Source organism: Novosphingobium sp. UBA6272, assembly GCF_002440635.1.
Classification (GTDB): Bacteria; Pseudomonadota; Alphaproteobacteria; order Sphingomonadales; family Sphingomonadaceae; genus Novosphingobium.
Genome location: NZ_DJUW01000001.1, coordinates 15,614 through 35,048 on the forward strand (window position 1 = coordinate 15,614; position 19,435 = coordinate 35,048).

Annotated in this window: 19 protein-coding genes and 1 other RNA gene; 15 read left to right on the plus strand and 5 right to left on the minus strand. The window is 65.3% G+C overall.

Translation table 11 applies throughout. From position 1 onward, the window contains the following. Nucleotide 1: 1 nt before the first annotated feature. On the minus strand, nucleotides 2-574 hold the full coding sequence (locus tag B2V17_RS00105; protein WP_292993931.1) for a helix-turn-helix domain-containing protein: 573 nt from the start codon (nucleotides 572-574) through the stop codon (nucleotides 2-4). A 93-nt stretch (nucleotides 575-667) separates the two neighbouring features. Here B2V17_RS00105 and B2V17_RS00110 point away from each other — a divergent pair, with 93 nt between their 5' ends. The 3 genes from B2V17_RS00110 to B2V17_RS00120 all read left to right on the plus strand — a co-directional run bounded on the left by B2V17_RS00110 (nucleotide 668) and on the right by B2V17_RS00120 (nucleotide 3,527). Beyond that, nucleotides 668-1,141, plus strand: a complete 474-nt coding sequence (locus tag B2V17_RS00110) for a DUF6456 domain-containing protein (RefSeq protein ID WP_292994112.1) — start codon at nucleotides 668-670, stop codon at nucleotides 1,139-1,141. A gap of 97 nt (nucleotides 1,142-1,238) precedes the next feature. Then, nucleotides 1,239-3,053 (plus strand): DUF885 domain-containing protein, encoded by a 1,815-nt coding sequence (locus B2V17_RS00115; RefSeq protein WP_292993933.1) that lies wholly within the window; start codon nucleotides 1,239-1,241, stop codon nucleotides 3,051-3,053. Between the two features lie 78 nt (nucleotides 3,054-3,131). After that, nucleotides 3,132-3,527 (plus strand): hypothetical protein, encoded by a 396-nt coding sequence (locus B2V17_RS00120; RefSeq protein WP_292993935.1) that lies wholly within the window; start codon nucleotides 3,132-3,134, stop codon nucleotides 3,525-3,527. Here the strand turns inward: B2V17_RS00120 and B2V17_RS00125 are convergent. Then, nucleotides 3,524-5,446, minus strand: a complete 1,923-nt coding sequence (locus tag B2V17_RS00125) for an ABC-F family ATP-binding cassette domain-containing protein (RefSeq protein ID WP_292993937.1) — start codon at nucleotides 5,444-5,446, stop codon at nucleotides 3,524-3,526. The genes B2V17_RS00120 and B2V17_RS00125 overlap by 4 nt on opposite strands. Nucleotides 5,447-5,513: 67 nt before the next feature. On the opposite strand from B2V17_RS00125, the gene B2V17_RS00130 reads away from it, so the two are divergent. From B2V17_RS00130 to B2V17_RS00145, 4 genes are all read left to right on the plus strand, one after another. After that, nucleotides 5,514-6,356 (plus strand): aminotransferase class IV, encoded by an 843-nt coding sequence (locus B2V17_RS00130; protein ID WP_292993939.1) that lies wholly within the window; start codon nucleotides 5,514-5,516, stop codon nucleotides 6,354-6,356. Nucleotides 6,357-6,403: 47 nt separating this feature from the next. Continuing rightward, complete coding sequence (locus tag B2V17_RS00135; RefSeq protein ID WP_292993941.1) at nucleotides 6,404-6,703, plus strand: hypothetical protein; 300 nt, start codon at nucleotides 6,404-6,406, stop codon at nucleotides 6,701-6,703. Nucleotides 6,704-6,780: 77 nt separating this feature from the next. Further along, entirely contained in the window at nucleotides 6,781-7,458 is a 678-nt protein-coding gene (locus B2V17_RS00140; protein ID WP_292993943.1) for a response regulator transcription factor, read from the plus strand. Nucleotides 7,459-7,548: 90 nt separating this feature from the next. Then, on the plus strand, nucleotides 7,549-8,865 hold the full coding sequence (locus B2V17_RS00145) for a sensor histidine kinase (RefSeq protein WP_292994114.1): 1,317 nt from the start codon (nucleotides 7,549-7,551) through the stop codon (nucleotides 8,863-8,865). Nucleotides 8,866-8,872: 7 nt separating this feature from the next. On the opposite strand, the gene B2V17_RS00150 is transcribed toward B2V17_RS00145, so the two are convergent. Together B2V17_RS00150 and B2V17_RS00155 are read right to left on the minus strand one after the other, a co-directional pair. Continuing rightward, a complete protein-coding gene (locus B2V17_RS00150) occupies nucleotides 8,873-9,547 on the minus strand; it encodes a hypothetical protein (RefSeq protein ID WP_292993945.1) in 675 nt (224 codons plus the stop codon). Next, nucleotides 9,544-9,837: a chorismate mutase gene (locus B2V17_RS00155; protein WP_292993947.1), complete on the minus strand. Its 294-nt coding sequence runs from the start codon at nucleotides 9,835-9,837 to the stop codon at nucleotides 9,544-9,546. Before B2V17_RS00155 ends, B2V17_RS00150 begins: the two co-directional genes overlap by 4 nt. A 90-nt stretch (nucleotides 9,838-9,927) precedes the next feature. Here B2V17_RS00155 and B2V17_RS00160 point away from each other — a divergent pair, with 90 nt between their 5' ends. The 8 genes from B2V17_RS00160 (at nucleotide 9,928) to B2V17_RS00195 (ending at nucleotide 17,872) form a co-directional block, all read left to right on the plus strand. Continuing rightward, complete coding sequence (locus B2V17_RS00160) at nucleotides 9,928-10,944, plus strand: polyprenyl synthetase family protein (RefSeq protein ID WP_292993949.1); 1,017 nt, start codon at nucleotides 9,928-9,930, stop codon at nucleotides 10,942-10,944. A gap of 163 nt (nucleotides 10,945-11,107) precedes the next feature. Next, the gene (locus B2V17_RS00165; protein ID WP_292993951.1) at nucleotides 11,108-11,431 is read left to right on the plus strand and encodes a DUF1153 domain-containing protein; all 324 of its coding nucleotides are present in this window, start codon (nucleotides 11,108-11,110) and stop codon (nucleotides 11,429-11,431) included. 178 nt (nucleotides 11,432-11,609) lie between these two features. After that, nucleotides 11,610-12,626 carry an aldo/keto reductase gene (locus tag B2V17_RS00170; RefSeq protein ID WP_292993953.1) on the plus strand — a complete coding sequence of 339 codons (1,017 nt, stop codon included), beginning with the start codon at nucleotides 11,610-11,612 and terminating at the stop codon, nucleotides 12,624-12,626. Nucleotides 12,627-12,666: 40 nt separating this feature from the next. Then, nucleotides 12,667-15,117: an ATP-dependent helicase HrpB gene (gene hrpB / locus B2V17_RS00175; RefSeq protein ID WP_292993955.1), complete on the plus strand. Its 2,451-nt coding sequence runs from the start codon at nucleotides 12,667-12,669 to the stop codon at nucleotides 15,115-15,117. A gap of 44 nt (nucleotides 15,118-15,161) precedes the next feature. Next, nucleotides 15,162-15,440: an ETC complex I subunit gene (locus B2V17_RS00180; protein WP_292993957.1), complete on the plus strand. Its 279-nt coding sequence runs from the start codon at nucleotides 15,162-15,164 to the stop codon at nucleotides 15,438-15,440. Between the two features lie 195 nt (nucleotides 15,441-15,635). Beyond that, nucleotides 15,636-15,730, plus strand: an RNA gene (ffs, locus tag B2V17_RS00185) — signal recognition particle sRNA small type. Between the two features lie 39 nt (nucleotides 15,731-15,769). Beyond that, nucleotides 15,770-17,530 carry a DNA polymerase III subunit gamma/tau gene (locus B2V17_RS00190; protein ID WP_292993959.1) on the plus strand — a complete coding sequence of 587 codons (1,761 nt, stop codon included), beginning with the start codon at nucleotides 15,770-15,772 and terminating at the stop codon, nucleotides 17,528-17,530. 3 nt (nucleotides 17,531-17,533) lie between these two features. Further along, a complete protein-coding gene (locus B2V17_RS00195) occupies nucleotides 17,534-17,872 on the plus strand; it encodes a YbaB/EbfC family nucleoid-associated protein (protein WP_292993961.1) in 339 nt (112 codons plus the stop codon). Nucleotides 17,873-18,019: 147 nt separating this feature from the next. Here the strand turns inward: B2V17_RS00195 and B2V17_RS00200 are convergent, their stop codons facing one another. Then, on the minus strand, nucleotides 18,020-19,339 hold the full coding sequence (locus tag B2V17_RS00200; protein ID WP_292993963.1) for a metal-dependent hydrolase family protein: 1,320 nt from the start codon (nucleotides 19,337-19,339) through the stop codon (nucleotides 18,020-18,022). Between the last annotated feature and the right edge of the window lie 96 nt (nucleotides 19,340-19,435).

Here is a 19,435-nt window from a genome sequence, read left to right on the forward strand (position 1 = left end):
CTCACAGCGGGCGCACCAGCATTTCGGCGGCGGCAATCCAGGCGGGATTGTCGACCACGATCTGACGCTGGCCCGGGTCCGGCGGCAAGATCGCCACCCGGCTGGCATCGCGGTCAATCATCCGGCCGAAGGCAAAGCGCCCGCCGGGCCTGGGCACCAGAACATCGCGGTTGAGCAGCCGTGCGGCCTGATCCGCGGCATGCTGACGCAGCCAGACCTGATCCCCGGCACGGTACTGGCCGACCGGGACCTCGATCGCCAGCGCCAGCAGCGAACCATCGCCGCCCAGCAGGGTGGGCAGAATCGCATCGCGCGGCGCGGGCAGGGCTTCGGCCCCGTCACTGGTCAGCCGGGCAAGGAACTGCGGCTGTTCGGCCTGATCGCCGCGCACCAGCAATTCGGGTTCGACCCCTAGTGCGGCGGCAATCCGGTTCATCCAGGTCAGCGAAAGCTGGCGGGTTCCGGTTTCCAGCCGGCCGATAGTCTGCGCCGTGGTCGCAGGCACACAGCGCTCTGCGACATCGGCCAGGGTGAGCTTCTTTTCGCGGCGGATGGCGCGGATGCGGTTGATCATGGTCTGATCCTGCTAACCAATATGGTTTTTCCGCTTTCCTACAACATCGCGCTTTTGGCAAGTGCCAATTCCACGCCGAAGAAGGGGAATGCCATGCAGCGCGAACTGGTTGAACGCGAATTGACCGAGGCCGGACCGAGCTCACACCCGCCCACCAGGGGCCGGCGGTCGGTTACGGTTAATTTGGCCGAGAGCCCGCTGACCTGGCTCCACGCCCGCGGCCACCTGAGCGACCGGCAGTTCGCCGCCGGGGAATGCCTGCGCCGCGATTTCGAACGCGCCCAGATCGCCCCCGGAATCACAATGCGCTGGGACCCGGTCCGGGTTCAGGGCGGGGCGGGGGAGCAGGGGCTTCATGCCAGCGAACGCCAACTCGCCGCGCGCCAGCGGTTTGATGGGGCGATCGGCGCTGCCGGCCCTGGCTTGTCGGACATCCTGTGGCATGTGGTCTGTGCGGGCGAAGGCTTGCCCGATGCAGAACGGGCGCTGGCCTGGCCGGTGCGCAGCGGCAAGCTGGTACTGAAGCTGGCGCTTGATCGAGTCGCGGCATTCTACCGGATCGCCTGACGCTGGTCGAAGCGGCGGAACCGCTGGTCGAACGGCTTGCCTTCCGCTTCATTCCGGCTCCACTATGCCCCCGACTGGACAACACCGGGAGTATAGCATGGACCGCAGGCATTTCCTCGCATCGAGCGGCCTTGCCGCGCTGGCCTTTGCGGCCGACCCGCTGTTCGCCAAGGGCAAGGCTGCTGGCGGCGATCAGCGGCTGCATGTGTTGCTCGACGGGATATACCAGGATGGCATTGCCCGTTCGCCCGAATTTGCCACCTCGCTGGGCGTCGACAAGGGCAAGCTGGCGCACCTACGCGGTGAACTCAGCCCGGCCACCGCCGCCGAGCGCCGCGCCGATCTGGGCCGCAACCAGCGCTGGCTGGCCCGGGTCAAGGCGATCTCCGCCGCCGGCCTGAGCGAGGCCGGCAAGCGTCACCGCGCCCTGGCGATCTATCAGCTGGAGCAGCGCACCATTGCGGCGACCCGGTTCGATATCGGCTCGGTCCAGCGGCCCTATCCGATCTTCCAGCAGGGCGGGGCCTATTTCGAGATTCCCGATTTCCTGACCTCGCAGCACCCGGTTGGCGATGCCGCCGATGGCGAGGCCTACCTTTCGCGGCTTTCGGCCTTCGCCCGGGTGCTTGACGAAGATAGCGCCGAACAGCGGATCCAGGCCGCGCGGGGCTTTGCCGCTCCGGGCTGGTCGATCGACCTGACGCTGGGCCAGATGGCCAAGCTGCGCGGTCAGCCTGCCGCTGACAGCACGATGGCGCGCTATCTGGGCGAACAGGCCAAGGCCAAGGGGCTGACCGGCGACTGGCAGGGCCGCGCCGCCCGGATCATCGAAACCGCGATCTATCCGGCGCTGGACCGCCAGATTGCGCTGATGACCCAGCTGCGCCGCACCACCAAGGCCGGCGACGGTGCCTGGCGGCTCAATCGCGGCGATGAAATCTATGCCGCCGCACTGGCCCAGGCCACGACCACAGCCATGACCCCGGACGAAGTGCACCAGGCCGGGCTCGAACAGGTGGCTGACATTTCGGCGAAGCTCGACGTGATACTGAAGGATGCGGGGCTGACCCAAGGCAGTGTCGGTGCGCGCCTGACCGAACTCAACAAGCGACCCGAACAGCTTTATCCGAATACCGACGAAGGCCGCAAAGCCCTGATTGACAGCCTCAACGCCGGAGTGGCCGACATGTGGGGACGGCTGCCCAGGGCCTTTGCCGAAGTGCCGCGCCAGCCGCTCGAGATCCGCCGGGTTCCGGTCGAGATTCAGGACGGCGCCTCGAACGGATACTACAACCGCGCGTCGCTCGATGGTTCGCGCCCGGCGATCTACTGGATCAACCTCAAGGACAACGGTGACTGGCCGAAATACTCGCTGCCCGCGCTGACCTATCACGAAGGCACGCCCGGGCATCACCTGCAGGGCTCCTACGCGCAGCTCTCAGGCGAATTGCCGATGCTGCTGCGCAACATGTTCATCTCCGCCTATGGCGAAGGCTGGGCGCTTTATGCCGAGCAGCTGGCCGACGAACTCGGAGCCTACAAAGGCATCGAGCGCGCGGGCTATCTGCAGAGCTTCCTGTTCCGGGCTGCGCGGCTGGTGGTCGATACCGGGATCCATCACAAGCGCTGGAGCCGCGAGCAGGCGACCGACTACATGGTCGCCACCACCGGTTTCGCCCGCCCGCGCAGTCAGCGCGAGGTTGAACGCTATTGTACCCAGATGGGCCAGGCCTGTTCCTACAAGATCGGCCACATGGCCTGGGTCAAGCAGCGCGAAAAGGCCGAAGTCGCGCTTGGCGCCAAGTTCAGCCTGCCGTGGTTCCACGAAGTGCTGAAGGACGGGGTGATGCCGCTGTCGATGCTCGATGCGCGGATCGACGAACGGGTGCGGGAGCGGCTGGCGAGGGGGTGATTTGGCGTTCTCCGATCATTTCGAGCCCTGCACGAAATCATCACTTCAATTGAGTTAGCCACCGGGTAAGACTTCGGAATGACTTACGCTCGCTCAACCAGCAAGCTGCGAGGTTGTGTGGTCTCTATTGCCATAATGGCGATGGCAATCGCAATTCTTTGGAGCTTTGCGGTAGGCTATCTGCCGATGCAGCCATTTGACTCAGGTAAATGGAAGGCCGTCAAATCATCTAGCGATCACTCGAGATTGCGGATGGTTGAGCCATTTCTGCTTACCCACCGAATCAACGGAGTACCCAAGCAAGAGATCGTCGATTTGCTCGGCCCAGGTGACGAAACAAGCTACTTCAATGACTGGGATGCAGTTTATTGGCTCGGTCCAGAGCGATCATTTTTTAGTCTGGATTCGGAATGGCTTGTCATTCGGTTCGGACCAGATGGCAAAGTGATCGATCATCGCATTGTAAGAGACTAACCCTCCACCAGTTCCGCCAGTTCCAGCCAGCGTTCCTCGGCCGCGTCCTTTTCGGCGCGGGCCTTTTCGATCGCCTTGGTCAGCTCGGCGAAGCGCTGCGGGTTCTTGGTATAGAGTTCGGGATCAGACAGCGCCGCTTCGTCGCGGGCGATCTGGGCGAGCAGCTCATCGATCCGGCCCGGCAGCAGATCATAATCGCGCTGGTCCTTGTAGGTCAGCTTCACTTTGCCGCTGGCGGGAGCAGGGGCAGGCGCCGGGGAGTCCTTGCGAGCGGTACTGGCGCTTCCAGGCGATGCGGAAGACGGCTTTCGCGCCTTCAACGCATCCTGTTCGCGCTGCTTGATCCAATCGGCATAGCCACCCGCGACCACGTCGACCTTGCCGCTGCCATCCAGCCCCAGCGTGATCGTTACGGTCCGGTCAAGGAAATCGCGGTCATGACTGACAATCAAAACGGTGCCATCGTAATCGGCGATCACTTCCTGCAGCAGGTCGAGCGTTTCGAGATCGAGATCGTTGGTCGGCTCGTCGAGCACCAGCAGGTTCGACAGTCGGGCAAATTCGCGGGCCAGCAGCAGCCGGCTGCGCTCCCCGCCCGAGAGGGTGCCGATCCGGGCATCGACCATCCCTGGGTCGAACAGGAAGTCCTTGAGATAGCCCTGGATGTGCTTGCGCACCCCGCGCACGTCGATCCAGTCGCCGCCCTCGGCCAGGATGTCGCGGACCCGCTTGTCGGGCTGCATCAGGCTGCGCTGCTGGTCGATCAACACGCCTTGCAAAGTCTTGGCGAGGGTGATGGTGCCGCTGTCAGGCTCCAGCTCTCCGGTCAGCAGCTTGAGCAGGGTGGTCTTGCCCGCACCGTTGGAACCGACGATCCCGATCCGGTCGCCGCGGGTGATCCGCAGGGTGAAGTCCTTTATGATGGTGCGGGTGTTGCGCTGTGGCCCTTCGACAGGCTCAGGGCGAGCGGACTCTGGACTAATCTCAGCACCCAAACCCGCTCGTGCTGAGCCTGTCGAAGCACATTCGCGCGGCGTTTCGGCAAAGGATTTGCAAACCTTGTCGGCCACGATCACGGCCTTGGACTTGGCATCGTCTACCGCCAGTCCCAGCTTGGCGGTGCCTTGCGGACCCAGCATGGCGGCCCGCTGGGCGCGCATCTCCCACAGCTTTTCAAGCCGTCCCTGGTTGCGCTTGCGCCGCGCGGTAACCCCGCGTTCGAGCCAGTGCGCCTCGATCTTTAGCTTGGCGTCAAGCCTGTCGGCGGCGCGGGCTTCCTCGGCGTAGATCTGCTCCATCCATGCTTCGTAGCCGCCAAAGCCGATGTCCTTGCGCCGCATCGAGCCGCGATCAATCCACAGCGTCGCCTTGGTCAGCCGGGTCAGGAAGGTCCGGTCGTGGCTGATCACCACGAAGGCGCCCTTGTAGCGGCTGAGCCAGTCTTCCAGCCAGTCGATCGCGGCAATGTCGAGGTGGTTGGTCGGCTCGTCGAGCAGCAGCAGGTAGGGTTCGCTGGCCAGCGCGCGGGCGAGGGCGGCGCGGCGCCGCTCCCCGCCGCTGGCGCTGTCGGCCGGGCGGCTCATGTCGATACCGAGCTGTCCGGCGATCGCCTCGACTTCATGGCGCGGCGGCGCGTCCGGGCCGGACAGCGCGAAGTCCATCAGCGTATCATAGCCGGTGAAGAACGGATCCTGCTCCAGCATCACGATCCGGGTGCCGGGCTGGACCGAGCGCTTGCCCTTGTCCGCCTCGATCTCGCCCGCGATCAGCCGCAACATGGTGGTCTTGCCCGCGCCGTTACGGCCGATCAGCGCCAGCCGGTCACGCGGGCCGATCGCCAGGCTGAGATCGCGGAACAGCCAGCCGGAGCCCTGCTGCAGGCTGAGGTCTTCCCAGGAAAGGATCGGTGCGGCGGCCATGGTGAGCGGCACCTAGGGGGGCTGAGGCGCGTTGACAAGGCGCAGTTCCCGCCCGAAAGCGGCAGCCATGCGCACAGTCTGGCTCAATGGCGAATTCATTCCTGAAACCGAGGCGAAGCTGCCGATCTTCGATCGGGCGCTGCTGTTCGGGCAGGGGGTCTATGAAGTGTCCCCGGTGCTCGATGGGCATTTCTGCAACTGGCCCCACCACGCCGCCCGGCTCGAGCGGAGCAAGGTCAGCACCCGGATCACCGACGATACCGATTGGCCGGCGGTGCTGGCCGAACTGATCGCACGCAATAGCCTGACCGAAGGCCGGGTCTATCTGCAGATCACCGGCGGCGCACCAGCCGACCGTGATTTTCTGTCGCCCGTGGGCGGCACTGAGCCCAATCGCTTTGCTTTCACCCAGGAGGCCGCACTGGTCGACAATCCGGTCGCCAGCCGGGGCATCCGGGTGATGCTCCGTCCCGAAGGCCGCTGGGCGATCCGCTCGGCCAAGACCACGCAGCTGCTTTACGCGGTGCTGGCCAAGGAAGCGGCCCGCGATGCCGGGGTCGATGATGCCTGGTTCGTCGAGGACGGGCTGGTGACCGAGCAGACCAGCGCCAATGCCCACATCATCGATGCCCGGGGTGTGCTGGTTTCGCATCCGGTGGACCATGGGGTGCTGCCCGGAGTGACCCGGATCTGCACGCTGGAGATCGCGCGCGCAATGGGGCTGACGGTAGAGGAACGGCCGTTCACTCCGGAAGAACTGTTCGCGGCGCGCGAAGCGTTCGTTTCCGCCGCCGGATCGCTGGTCCTTCCGGTGGTCGAGGTCGACGGCAAGCCGATCGGCAATGGCGGGCCGGGGACTATAACCGCCGAGATTCGCAGCCGCTACATAGCCTTGCTGCGCGCTGGATAGGCCATTCACACGATGTTCAAGGCTGCAGCGATAGTGCCCATCCGGTCATGAAAAAGCTCCTCCTTATCTCTCTTTTTGCGGCGCTGGTCTTTCCGGCGGTTCCGGTTCTGGCGGGCGGCACGGGCGATGCCCAGGAAAAGGCCCGCAAGGACCTACGCGCCGGCTCGGTCCGGCCGCTCCGCGATATCGAGCAGAAAGTGCTGCCTTCGATGAAGGGCGCGCAATACCTGGGTCCGGAATATGATCCGGTGGCTCAGGCCTATCGCCTCAAGTTCATCCGCGATGGCCGGGTGATCTTTATCGATGTCGATGCCCGTTCGGGCGAGGTCATCCGCAAACTGCAATAGACTGGGCAATCGCGCGGCTTGCTTGACCTCCATGGCCTTTCGCCCCATTTGAACTGCAAGAATTTTGGGGAACCCCTATGCGCATCCTGATCGTCGAGGACGAACCGACCCTCGGCAAACAATTGAAATCCACGCTTGAAGCCAATGGCTATGCTGTCGATCTTTCGACCGACGGCGAAGATGGCCACTTCATGGGTTCGACCGAGGAATACGACGCGGTGATCCTCGACCTCGGCCTGCCCGAGATCGACGGACTGACCGTGCTGGGCATGTGGCGCAAGGAAGGCCGCAAGTTCCCGGTGCTGGTGCTGACCGCGCGCGACAGCTGGTCCGACAAGGTTGCCGGCCTGGATGCCGGGGCCGACGATTACCTGGCCAAGCCGTTCCAGACCGAAGAGCTGATCGCCCGCCTGCGCGCGCTGATCCGCCGCGCTTCGGGCAACACCAGCAGCGAACTGACCGCTGGTGACGTCCGCCTCGATACCCGCTCGGGCCGGGTCACGCTTGATGGCGAGCCGGTCAAGCTGACGGCGCAGGAATACAAGCTGTTGTCCTACCTGCTCCACCACAAGGGCAAGGTGGTCAGCCGGACGGAGCTGATCGAGCACATCTACGACCAGGATTTCGACCGCGATTCGAACACGATCGAAGTGTTCGTCACTCGCATCCGCAAGAAGCTCGGCCCCGATGTGATCACCACGATCCGCGGGCTAGGCTACAGCCTTGACGACCCGGCCGGGCCGGGCCGCGGCTGAGACTGACTACTTGGGCCGGCGGTGAGCGGCGACGTAACTCCTCCGGCGCAGGCATCCGGCATTCCGCATACCGGTTCGCTCTCGCGCCGGATGATGCTGATCGCCACCGCGTGGATCGGCGTGCTGCTGCTCGGCGGCGGCATCGCGCTCGATCGGACGCTGACCGGCGTGGTCACGCGCAACTTCGATGCGCAGCTGTCCAATCTGCTCAACGGCATGATCGCTTCGGCCGAAGTGGGGATGGACGGGGATGTGATCCTCAACCGCCCGCTCGGCGACCAGCGCCTGCTGGAACCGAACAGCGGGCTTTACTGGCAGATCCGCGGGGCCGGCCGCGAGGATTTTGCCTCGCGCTCGTTGTGGGACCGCTCGCTCGATGTCCGCGCCGGCCATACCGATCATGATCCGCATCTCTATGTCAGCAAGCAGTACCCGGACGAACCCCTGCGGGTGATGGAACGCTCGGTAACCTTGCCGGGCAGCGATACCCTGTGGTGGTTCAGCGTTGCGGAAAAGCAGGGCAACCTGGACGAGCAGGTCGGGCGGGTGCGGAGGATCCTGCTGCGCAGCTTTGCCGTGCTCGGACTGGGCCTGCTGGGCATGGCGATGCTGCAGACCTGGCTCGGCCTTGGTCCGCTGCGCGGGGTGCGGTTGGCGCTGCAGAAGATGCGCAATTCCGGGGCGAACCGGGTGACCGAGCCGCTCCCGCTCGAAGTCCAGCCGCTGGTTGAGGAACTCAACAGCCTGCTGGCCCATACCGAGCGCCAGGCCGAGGAAGCGCGGACCCATGCCGGCAATCTGGCCCACGCGCTCAAGACCCCGCTGACCGTGGTGATGAACGCTGCGACGGCCAAGGCACCGGACCTCGCCGATACCGTGATCCGCGAGGCGGCGGTAATGCGCCGTCAGGTCGATCACCATCTCGCCCGGGCCCGCGCAGTCGGCCGCCGCGCGGTCGGTCAGGCGCGTGCCAGCGTCGGCGAAAGCGTCGAAGCGGTGCTCCGCGCTGTAACCGTGCTCTACGAAAGGACCCGCTTCGACCTTGATGGCAACCGCGAAGCCCGGGTCGCGATCGAGCGCCAGGACCTCGACGAAATCCTCGGCAACCTGATCGAGAACGCGGCCAAATACGGCGGTGGATCGGTGTTCGTCACGATTGACCCGACCAATGACGCGCGCTGGTGCGAAATCTGGGTCGAGGATGACGGCATGGGCATCCCCGAGGAAGAACGCACCCGCATCTTCGATCGCGGCGCGCGGCTCGATACCGGCAAACCCGGAACCGGGCTGGGGCTGGCAATCGTTAGGGACGTGGCGGAGATTTATGGGGGGTCTGTCACGCTCGATGAGAGCGAAGATTTGGGCGGGCTGCTGGTGAAGCTGCGGCTGCCGCGGGCGCGGGCCTGATCGAAGTTCACTTGTCGGTGTTGGGTTCCGCGACATCGCCGATCCACTGCAATGTTCCAAGTGGAGGCAGCCGGGCCATTCGCTTCGCGAGGCTGATCATCTCGGCCTTCGAATTGATCGCGCAGTATTCGGTCTGCCAGACATCCATTGGAGGGCCACGCCGCACCGACTTTCTTGGGCACTGGCGCTGCAAGACGATGAATGACTTCACCACGCCGTCGGATGGTTCCCTGGCCAGCAGTGCATAGGTGCTTCCGGGAAGATGTCCCGATTGGAGCACCCACAACTCCAACGGTTGCCCGTTTACCCGCGTCTGATCGATCTTGACGAAATACGCGTACTTGAAGTCCGATTCTTCCAGATCACTGCGCTCTGATGCCGAGCGCTCGATCGCGGCACAGTGGAACACGCCGTAGTTGGTCAATCGAAGCCAACGCGTTTCATTGTCGCTAAAGGTAAGGCTCCAATCCCCGAAGGCCACGCGTGAAGTGCAACCGAATTCGTAAGAATCGCCCATGCCGGAGCTGAACCCGCGTGGCCAGATCGCCTCAAAATCCGATCCCCACAGCGGAACATCGGCGTGCAGAAATGCATCGTACAGTTCTGGCGGGTTCGTATCTTCGGCTGCCAGCACTGAGCTGCAAAATACACCGAACCCGACCAGCCAGGTTGCAACTCTCATCCTGCCGCCGCCTGCTCATGGTGGCGGATCACTTCCTCGATGATGAAGCGCAGAAACTTCTCGGAGAATTCCGGGTCGAGCTGCGCGTCCTCGGCCAGTTTGCGGAGCCGGGCGATCTGGCGCTCTTCGCGGCCGGGATCGCTGGCAGGCAGGGCCTTCTCCGCCTTGTAGGCGCCGACCGCCTTGGTGATGCGGAAGCGTTCGGCCAGGATGTGGATCAGCGCGGCGTCGATATTGTCGATCGAGGCGCGGTATCCGGCAAGGACGGGATCGGGCTGGTTCTGGGACATGATTGGCTCCGCTAGCATGCATTTTTGGGCATTGCCATTGTCCGCTTTGCACTTGCCAAGCGCGGCCCGTGCCGCCTAGGGCTGCGGGTGATGAGCGCCGACGTCATTCCCCTGCGCCCCCGCGAAAGCGCGCCCTCGCTGGGGCCGATGATGGCGCTGACCGCGCAGGGCATGAATGCGGTCAACCAGGTCATCCTCGAACGGATGCAGAGCGAGATACCGCTGATCCCCGCACTGGCCGGACACCTGATCGCCGGCGGTGGCAAGCGGATGCGGCCGATGCTGACGCTCGCCGGTGCCGCGCTGTGCGACTATTCCGGCACCCGCCACCACAAGCTGGCCGCTGCGGTGGAGTTCATCCATACCGCCACCCTGCTGCATGACGACGTGGTCGACGGCAGTGAGATGCGCCGCGGCAAGGCGGCGGCCAACCTGATCTTCGGCAATCCCGCAACCGTGCTGGTCGGCGACTTCCTGTTCACCCGCAGCTTTGAGCTGATGGTTGAGGACGGAAGTCTGAAAGTGCTCAAGATCCTGTCCGGTGCCAGCTCGGTGATTTCGGAGGGCGAGGTCGACCAGCTCACCGCCGCGCGCCAGATCGAAACCAGCGAAGACCGCTATCTCAACATCATCGGCGCCAAGACCGCTGCCCTGTTCGCCGCCGCCACCCGGATCGCCGCTGTGGTTGCGGAGAAGGGCGAGACCGAAGAGCGCGCGCTCGACGATTACGGCCGCAACCTCGGCATCGCGTTCCAGCTTGTCGATGATGCGATGGACTACGATTCCGACAGCGCCGAAATGGGCAAGGGCCGCGGCGACGACTTCCGCGAAGGCAAGATGACCCTGCCGGTGATCCTCGCCTATGCTCGCGGCACTGCTGAAGAGCGCGAATTCTGGAAGGCCGCGATCCAGGGCCACCGCACTTCGGACGAAGACCTGGCCCATGCGATCGAACTGATCGCACGGCACGATGCCGTCAACGAAACCCGCGAGCGCGCACGCCACTTCGCCCAGCGCGCGATCAACGCGATTGCGGTGTTCCCGCCTTGTGAGGCCCGGGCAGCAATGACCGAAGCAGCCGAGTTCGCAGTCGCGCGGCGCAGCTGAGGCGGTTCGCCTCCTTATCACCACAGTCTGGCGTCAGCCGCCTTGTCCAAGCGACGAGCCGTTGGTCATTTTCACCCCGTTTTAACCACGCCTGCCTGACAGTCCTTGTGCTTGGGGGCCCAACCTGACCTGTCAAAAGGTCACTGTCACAAAGGGCCGTAACATGATGGAATATCACAATTCTCGTCCCGCCCGGATCATCGGGCCAATTGGCGAGGTGCTGACCCGCGATAACCTGCCGCCGCGTGATACCACGCGCTGGGTGGCGAGCCGCAAGGCGCAGGTCGTGGCCGCAGTCGAAGGCGGGCTTATCACGATCGAGGAGGCCATGGCGCGCTACAATCTCAGCCTGGAGGAGTTCTATTCCTGGCAGCACGCGATGGACCGGGGCGGCGTATCCGGTCTGCGGGTTGCAGCCGGCCAGCGCAGCCGTTCCGAACGCCATCGCCACGCCGGATCACGCCTGGTGGAACTGACCACGCATTGATGCGGCACGGCTCTATCCGGAAAGGGGATCGCTGATCCCGTCTCTGTCCTCCCCGCGCGCTGCTGTATCGAACGCCCCCGAGTTTGGCAGCGGCGTGCGCGGGGCTTGACCGGCTGGCGGCAAACCGCTTCAACCCCGTTTCATTGAAAAACCGATCGAAACGGGGAGAAGCATACCAATGGAACGCCGCCGCCTGGGCAAGAGCGCTATCGTCGTGTCCGACATCTGCATGGGCACGATGACCTTCGGCAGTCAGACCGACGAAGCCGAAGCGATCCGCATACTCGACAAGTGCTATGATGCCGGGATCGATTTCTACGATACCGCCGAAGGCTATCCTGTTCCGCCCGACACAAAATGGGTCGGCCGGACCGAGGAAATCGTCGGCAAGTGGCTCAAAACCAAGCCGCGCGACGCGATCGTGCTGGCTACCAAGGTTTCCGGGCCAAGCCACGTCTGGTTCCGCTCGCCCTGCCGCAACGGCATGACGGCACTGGACCGGCGCAACATCGAGACCGCAATTGACGCAAGCCTCAAGCGGCTCGGTACCGACTACGTCGACCTTTACCAGACCCACTGGCCCGATCACCAGCTGCCCTATGACGAGACCATGGAAGTGCTCGACGAGCTGGTCCGCGCCGGCAAGGTGCGGATCGTGGGCTGCTCCAACGAAACCAGCTGGGGCCTGATGAAGTCGATCCAGACCGCCGAACGGCTGGGCACCGCGCGCTATCAGACGATCCAAAACAATTTCAGCCTCAACAACCGCCGCTTCGAGGATGAACTGGCGCAGGTCTGCCGGATGGAAGGAGTCAGCCTGATTCCCTATTCGCCGATCGCTGGCGGGGTGCTTTCGGGCAAGTACCAGAACGGCGCTCGCCCCGATGGGGCGCGGTTCAGCCGTTATCTGGCGATGGAGGGCCGGCAGGCCGAAATGGGCAAGCGCTTCGTCAACGACAAGTCACTGGCCGCGACCGCGCGTTATGCCGAAATCGCCGCCGAGGCTGGCCTTGATCTGGTGGCTATGGTGGTGGCCTGGTCAAAGCAGCATGATTTTGTTGCCTCGACCATCGTCGGGGTTTCGAAGGAGGATCAGCTCGATTCGATCTTCGCCGCGCGCGATCTGGTTCTACCGGCAGATGTGATGAAGGCGCTGCACAAGGTCGGGCGCGAGATCATGTACCCGATGGGGTGATTCCTCCCCATGCCGGGGAGGATAGGCTAGGGCCAGTCACGTGACTTCACTCCCGATCCATGCGGTCCTGCCCGATCTGCTCGCCGCGTTGCGCCAGCGGGAAAGCGCGGTGCTGATCGCGCCGCCTGGCGCCGGCAAGACCACCGCAGTTGCCAGCGCACTGCTGGCCGAGCCGTGGTGCGAGGGCAACGTGATCCTGCTGTCCCCGCGCCGGGTTGCCGCGCGGGCCGCGGCCGAGCGGATGGCGGAACTGCTGGGTGAAGGCGCGGGCGAGACGGTCGGCTACCAGACCCGGCTCGACAGCAAGCGCAGCGCCCGCACCCGGGTGCTGGTGATGACCGAGGCGATCTTCGTCGCGACGATCCTGGGCGATCCGGAGCTGAAGGGCGTCTCCGCTGTCCTGTTCGACGAAGCGCACGAACGGCATCTGGACAGTGACCTTGGCCTTGCCCTGGCGATTGAGAGCCAGAATGTGCTGCGGCCGGACCTGCGCCTGGTGGTGATGAGCGCTACGATCGACGGGACGCGCTTTGCGGGCCTGCTTGGCGATGCCCCGGTGATCGAGAGCGAGGGCAAGGCCCATCCGCTGACAATCAGATGGCTCGGTGCGCGGCCCGATCTGCGGATCGAGGATGCGATGACCTCGGCCCTGCTCACCGCCTGGCGCGAGGAGAGCGGCGACGTGCTCGCCTTCCTGCCCGGCGTGGGCGAGATCGAACGGGTCCGCGAGCGGCTGGCCGAGAAGCTGCCCGGCGCGCTGGTCCTGCCGCTCCACGGACAATGCGATCCGCAGGCCCAGCGCGCCGCGATCAAGCGCGATCCGCAAGGGCGGCGGCGGATCGTCCTCGCCACTGCGATCGCCGAAACCTCGCTGACGCTCGATGGCGTATCTGTGGTGGTCGACGCCGGGCTTTCGCGCCGGGCTGAATTCGACATGGCCGCCGGGGTGACCCGGCTGGTCACTCACCGCGCCAGCCAGGCCGCAGCCGCACAGCGCGCCGGACGTGCGGCCCGGCAGGGGCCGGGCGTGGCGTATCGGCTGTGGGAGGAAGCGGCCCATGCCGGCCGCGCAGCATTCGACCCGCCCGAGATGCTGACTTCGGACCTCGCACCCTTGCTGCTCAGTCTCGCGCAATGGGGCGCTGGCGATCCTGCAGCGATGCCCTGGCTCGATCCGCCGCCAGGTGCAGCATTGGCTGCAGCAACGGCTACATTACAAGCACTTGGCGCGCTTGATGCCGAGGGCCGGATAACGCAGCATGGGCGCAGCATGGCGTGCCTTCCGATGGCGCCGCAGCTCGCGCACATGCTGCTCTATGCTGCGCAGCATGGCGCGGCGCAGGATGCAGCATTTCTGGCGCTTTTGCTCCAAGAAAGCGGGCTGGGCGGGCGCGGTGATGATCTGGCCGCAAGGCTCGATCGCTGGAAGCGCGAACGCGGGCCGCGCGCCGAGGCATCGCGCAAACTGGCGCAGCGGTGGGAGCGGCGCGCGGTTGAGCTCGCGGGCAAGGGCACGGGCGAAGCAACGCCCATCGGCATACTCCTCGCCGAAGCCTATCCCGATAACATCGCCCGCCGCCGCGATCCCAGCGGAGAGCACTGGCTGACCTCGGGGGGCAGGGGCCTGCGGCTCGATCCCGCCTCGCCGCTGGCCCGGGCCGAATGGCTGGCGGTGGGCGAGGCGCAAGGCGATGCCAAGGGCGCGCGGATCACCGGAGCGGTCGCGCTGGACGAGGCCGAGGTCACCCGCTGGCTGGCGCACCGGATCGAACGGCGAAGCACGCTGCGCTGGATCGAAGGGGAGGGCCGGGTCGAAGCGCTAATGGAAAGCCGGCTGGGCGCGATCACGCTGGGCCGCGGTTCCGATCCTTCGCCTGATCCCGCAGCGATCCGCGCCTTCCTGATCGAGCGGGTCCGGGCCGACGGGCTGGGCCTGCTGCCCTTGTCCAAAGCCAGCCTGGCATTGCTGCGGAGGGCAAGGTTCGCCGGGATCACGACGCTGTCGGATGCGGCACTGCTCGCCGAAGCGGACGACTGGCTGGATCCGCTGCTCGGACGCCGGTTCGACCAGCTCGATCCGGCCAAGCTCCACGATGCGCTCCGCGCGAGGCTCGAATTTGCCGCCCAGCAGGTGCTGGAGCGGCTGGTTCCTGCCCAGTTCACCAGCCCGGCCGGGACTGCCCACGCGATCGACTATGACGATCCCGGCGGGCCATCGGTCGAACTGCGGGTCCAGGCGATGTTCGGGCTCGATCGTCAGCCGACATTCGGCCAGCCGCCGCAGCCGTTGCTGCTCAAGCTGACCGATCCGGGCGGCAAACCGCTCCAGACCACCCGTGATCTCCCCGCGTTCTGGCGCGGATCGTGGCGTGATGTCGTGAAAGACATGAAGGGCCGCTATCCCAAGCACCGCTGGCCGGACGAGCCCTGGGCCGAGGCACCCAGCCTCAAGACCAAGAATGCGTTCAAGGCTTCGACAGGCTCAGCCTGAGCGGGGGCTTGATTTCCGCTGCGATTCGCCGCAATCGCACCGCCATGCCCGCACGTATCTTTCAGCGCCCCAAGAACGCCATGCAGTCCGGCAAGGCCCGGACCGACGAATGGCTGCTCGAATTCGCTCCGGCCGAGGCGAAGAAGCCCGATCCGGTGATGGGCTGGGCCGGTTCCGGCGATACCCAGAGCCAGGTGACGCTGACTTTCGCCAGTTCGGCAGAAGCCCAGGCCTATGCTGCCAAGTACGGGATCGAAGCCGTGGTTCACGCCACGCCGCCACGCCGGCTCAAAATCCAGGCCTACGCCGACAATTTCCGCTGAGTGCTGCCTGCACAGGCAGGAAAGGAAGCGGGCCCGCCGAACACCCGGGTCGCGCTGTAAGGCATTGGCGAACCCGCTTCCCGGTCTCCCTGCAGGAGAACCGTGACTGCCCCCAAATGAGCGAGTCGAACGCGGTTTAACCCGGCGCAGCCCACATGGACTTGCGCAAACGCGACAGCACCGCCATATGCGCCGCCGGGAGTCGGTCGGACGTTTGCGCTCGCCAACTTGGTCAGGTCCGGAAGGAAGCAGCCACAACGGGTTGCGGCGGGTCGGCCGGCTCCTTTCTCCTTCGACAAAAATGAACTGACCGCCTAGTCTGGCGCACGATGGACGATTCCCCCGAGATGTACGGCGACGAGCCCGAAGACGACGCGCCTTCTGCGGCTGAGCTGGAGGCGGCCGGACAGGAATCGATGTTCGGCGCGCCCGAACCGAAGCCCGCGCCCGCGCCGCCGCCAGCCGTGACCGCCGCTCCGGCGCAGCCGTACCGCGTGCTTGCCCGCAAATACCGTTCGCAGACCTTTGCCGAGCTGATCGGGCAGGACGCGATGGTCCAGACCCTGGCCAACGCGATCAAGCGTGACCGGCTGGCCCATGCCTTCCTGATGACCGGCATCCGCGGGGTCGGGAAGACCAGCACCGCGCGGCTGATCGCCAAGGCGCTCAACTGCATCGGGCCGGACGGGCAGGGCGGGCCGACGATCGCTCCCTGTGGGCAATGCGAACCTTGCCAGGCAATTGCCGAAGGCCGCCATATCGACGTGATCGAGATGGACGCCGCCAGCCACACAGGCGTCGACGACGTGCGCGAGATCATCGAGGCAGTGCGCTATGCCGCCGTCTCGGCCCGCTACAAGATCTACATCATCGACGAAGTCCACATGCTCAGCCGCAACGCCTTCAACGCGCTGCTCAAGACGCTGGAAGAGCCGCCGGCCCATGTGAAGTTCCTGTTCGCAACAACCGAAGTCGAAAAGCTGCCGGTCACGGTGCTGAGCCGCTGCCAGCGGTTCGACCTGCGCCGCATTCCCGCGCCGCTGCTGGCCGATCACTTCGCGATGATCTGCGGCAAGGAAGGGGTCGAGGCTGAGACAGAGGCCTTGGCGATGATTGCCGCTGCGGCCGAAGGTTCGGTTCGCGATGGCCTCTCGATCCTCGACCAGGCGATTGCCCACGCCGATCTGGGCGGCGATGGCCGGGTCAGCGCAGCGCAGGTCCGCGACATGCTGGGCCTGGCCGACAAGAGCGCCCAGCGCACGCTGTTCGCCGCGCTGCTCTCTGGCGACGGGGGAGGGCTGCTGGACCTGATCGACCAGCAATTTGCCTTCGGGGTCGAGCCGCTGGCGCTGCTGCGCACGGCGATGGAACTGACCCACCGGGTCACCGTCGCGCAGCTCGGCAAGAGCGTGGCCGATGCAATCTCGGAAGAGGAACGCCTGGCGATCAGCACCTGGGCCGAACAGCTTTCGCCCGGGCAGCTGCACCGGCTGTGGCAATTGCTGCTGAAGGGCCATGACGAAGTGCGCGCCGCGCCCGATCCGTTGGTCGCGGCCAAGATGGCGCTGCTGCGGGTCCAGCACGCTGCCGACATGCCCGATCCGGGCTCGCTTGCGAAAAGGCTGGAAGAGCTGGCTGCGCGCGGGCCGGTCGCGGGACCGGCGAGCGAGGGCGCCTCTGCCTCCGCCGCTGCTGCTCCGCAAGCCGTTACCTGGGAAGCGCTGATCGAGCGGGTCGAGCAGTCCGGCCAGTTCCGGCTGGCCCAGTTGATGCACGATTGGGTGCGGGTGATCGCGCTAACGCCGGGCGAGCTGATCTACACCCTCGCGCCCGGCTATCCCGGCGATGCCACCGCCGAACTGCGCGATGCCCTGCTGCGCGCCACTGGCGAGCGCTGGAGCGTTACCCGCGGCGAGGGCGATGCCGCGCCCAGCCTGAAGGAAGCCAAGGATGCGCAGAAGGATGCCGCCCGGGCCCAGGTCCTGGCCGATCCGCTGGTCGAAGCGGCCTTTGCCGCCTTTCCCGGCGCCGAACTGCTTGACGAAAGCCCCGATGCCCGCGTTGCGAGCATGGGCAAGAACTGGAGATAGACCGTGAAGTCGATGGAAGAGATGCTCAAGGCCGCGCAGCAAGCCGCCGAGACCATCCAGAAGCAGATGACCGAAATGCAGGGCAAGCTCGACGCGATGGAAGTCGAAGGCGCGGCCGGCGGCGGACTGGTCAAGATCCGTTGCAGTGCCAAGGGCCGGGTGATCGGCGTCGCCATCGACGACAGCCTGCTGCAGCCCAGCGAAAAAGGCATCCTAGAAGACCTGATCGCCGCCGCCTTCAACGACGCCCGGGCCAAGGCCGATCAGGTCAGCAATGCCGAAATGGCCAACATGCAAAACGGCATGGGCCTTCCGCCGGGGTTCAAGTTGCCGGGGATGTGAGAAAGCTACCTTTCCTGCAAATGGGGAGGTGGCAGCCCGCAGAGGTGACGGAGGGGCATCGAAGTCAGCGTCCAATCCCCTCCGTCTGGACCTTCGGCCCATCCACCTCCCCAAATGTGCATCGCAAATTTGGAGAGGACCCAGGGCCTACCGCGCCCGCTCGATCACCACACCGCCCTTGATCACACCGTCAACGCTTTCCAGCTCGCGCACGTTTGCCAGCGGATCGCCGTCGACCGCGATCAGGTCGGCGAAGCGGCCCACCGCGATCTGGCCGACGTCCTTGTCCCAGCCGAGCGCCTGCGCCGCGTTGAGCGTGGCGGCGCGGATCGCGTCGAGCGGGGCCATGCCGTAAGTCACCATGGTATTGAACTGCCGCCCGACCAGCCCATGTGGCATCACCCCGGCATCAGAGGCAAACACCATCCGCACCCCGGCCTTGAAGGCCTTGCGGAAGTTGTCGCGCTGCAATTGTCCGATCTCGCGGTCCTTGCGCAGGTTGTCTTCCAGCACGCCGTTTTTCTTGCCCTCGGCCTGGGTGTAATCGGTGTTGTAGATGTCCATGCTGAACCAGACCGGACGCGGGCGGGCCACGGCGAGCTTGATGCCTTCGTCGTCGACCAGGCTGGCATGCTCGATCGTGTCGATCCCGCTCTTGATCGCGGCCTTGATCCCGGCCGCGCCGTGAGCGTGGGCGGCAACGCGCAGGCCCCACATGTGGGCTTCATCGGCGATCGCGGTCAGTTCGGGCTCGGTCAGCTGCTGCTGGCCCGGCTCGGTATTGTGCGAAAAGACCCCGCCGGTGGCGCAGACCTTGATCACGGTCGCGCCATATTTGCGCTGGCGGCGGACCTGGTATTTCAGCTCCTCGGGCGTATCGCCAACCCCTTCCATCTTGCCGGGCTTTTCCATGCTGGGAGGTAGCCCGGTCTGATCGCAATGCCCGCCGGTGCTGCCCAGCGCATAGCCCGCAGCGACGATCCGCGGCCCGGTGACGTAACCCTGGTTCACCGCCTGGGCGAGGCCGATATCGTTGCGGTTGGCGCTGCCGACATTGCGGACCGTGGTGAAGCCGGCGTCGAGCATCGCGCGGCCGTTGCTGACTGCGGTCATGGCGAAGAAGCTGTCGGTATATTCCAGCCCGCGCCAGCCGCCGATATCGGCCGGACTGTCGAGGTGGACATGCATGTCGATCAGGCCGGGCAGCAGGGTCTTGCCGCCCATGTCGATATGTTTGACGTTGCTGCCCCATTTGACTGTGCGGGCATCGGCGATCCCGGTGATCCGCCCGTCCGCGCCGACGAAGATCGCCGGAAACTCGACATATTTGCCGCTCGCTACATCGAGATAGCGTGCGGCGGTGATTACGGTCTGCTGCGGTGCTGCGGCGCTTTCGGTCGCATCGGATAAGGCGGGCACGCTGAGCGCGAGCGCGCTGGCGAGGGCGGCGATCATCAGTTTGCGCATCGGTTACGAATCCCCTGTCTGTTCTTGCTGCCATCCTGCGGAGCGCGGCGCGGCTTGGCAACCTGTCGCTGGTCCAAAAGCTGTTGCCGGATGCGG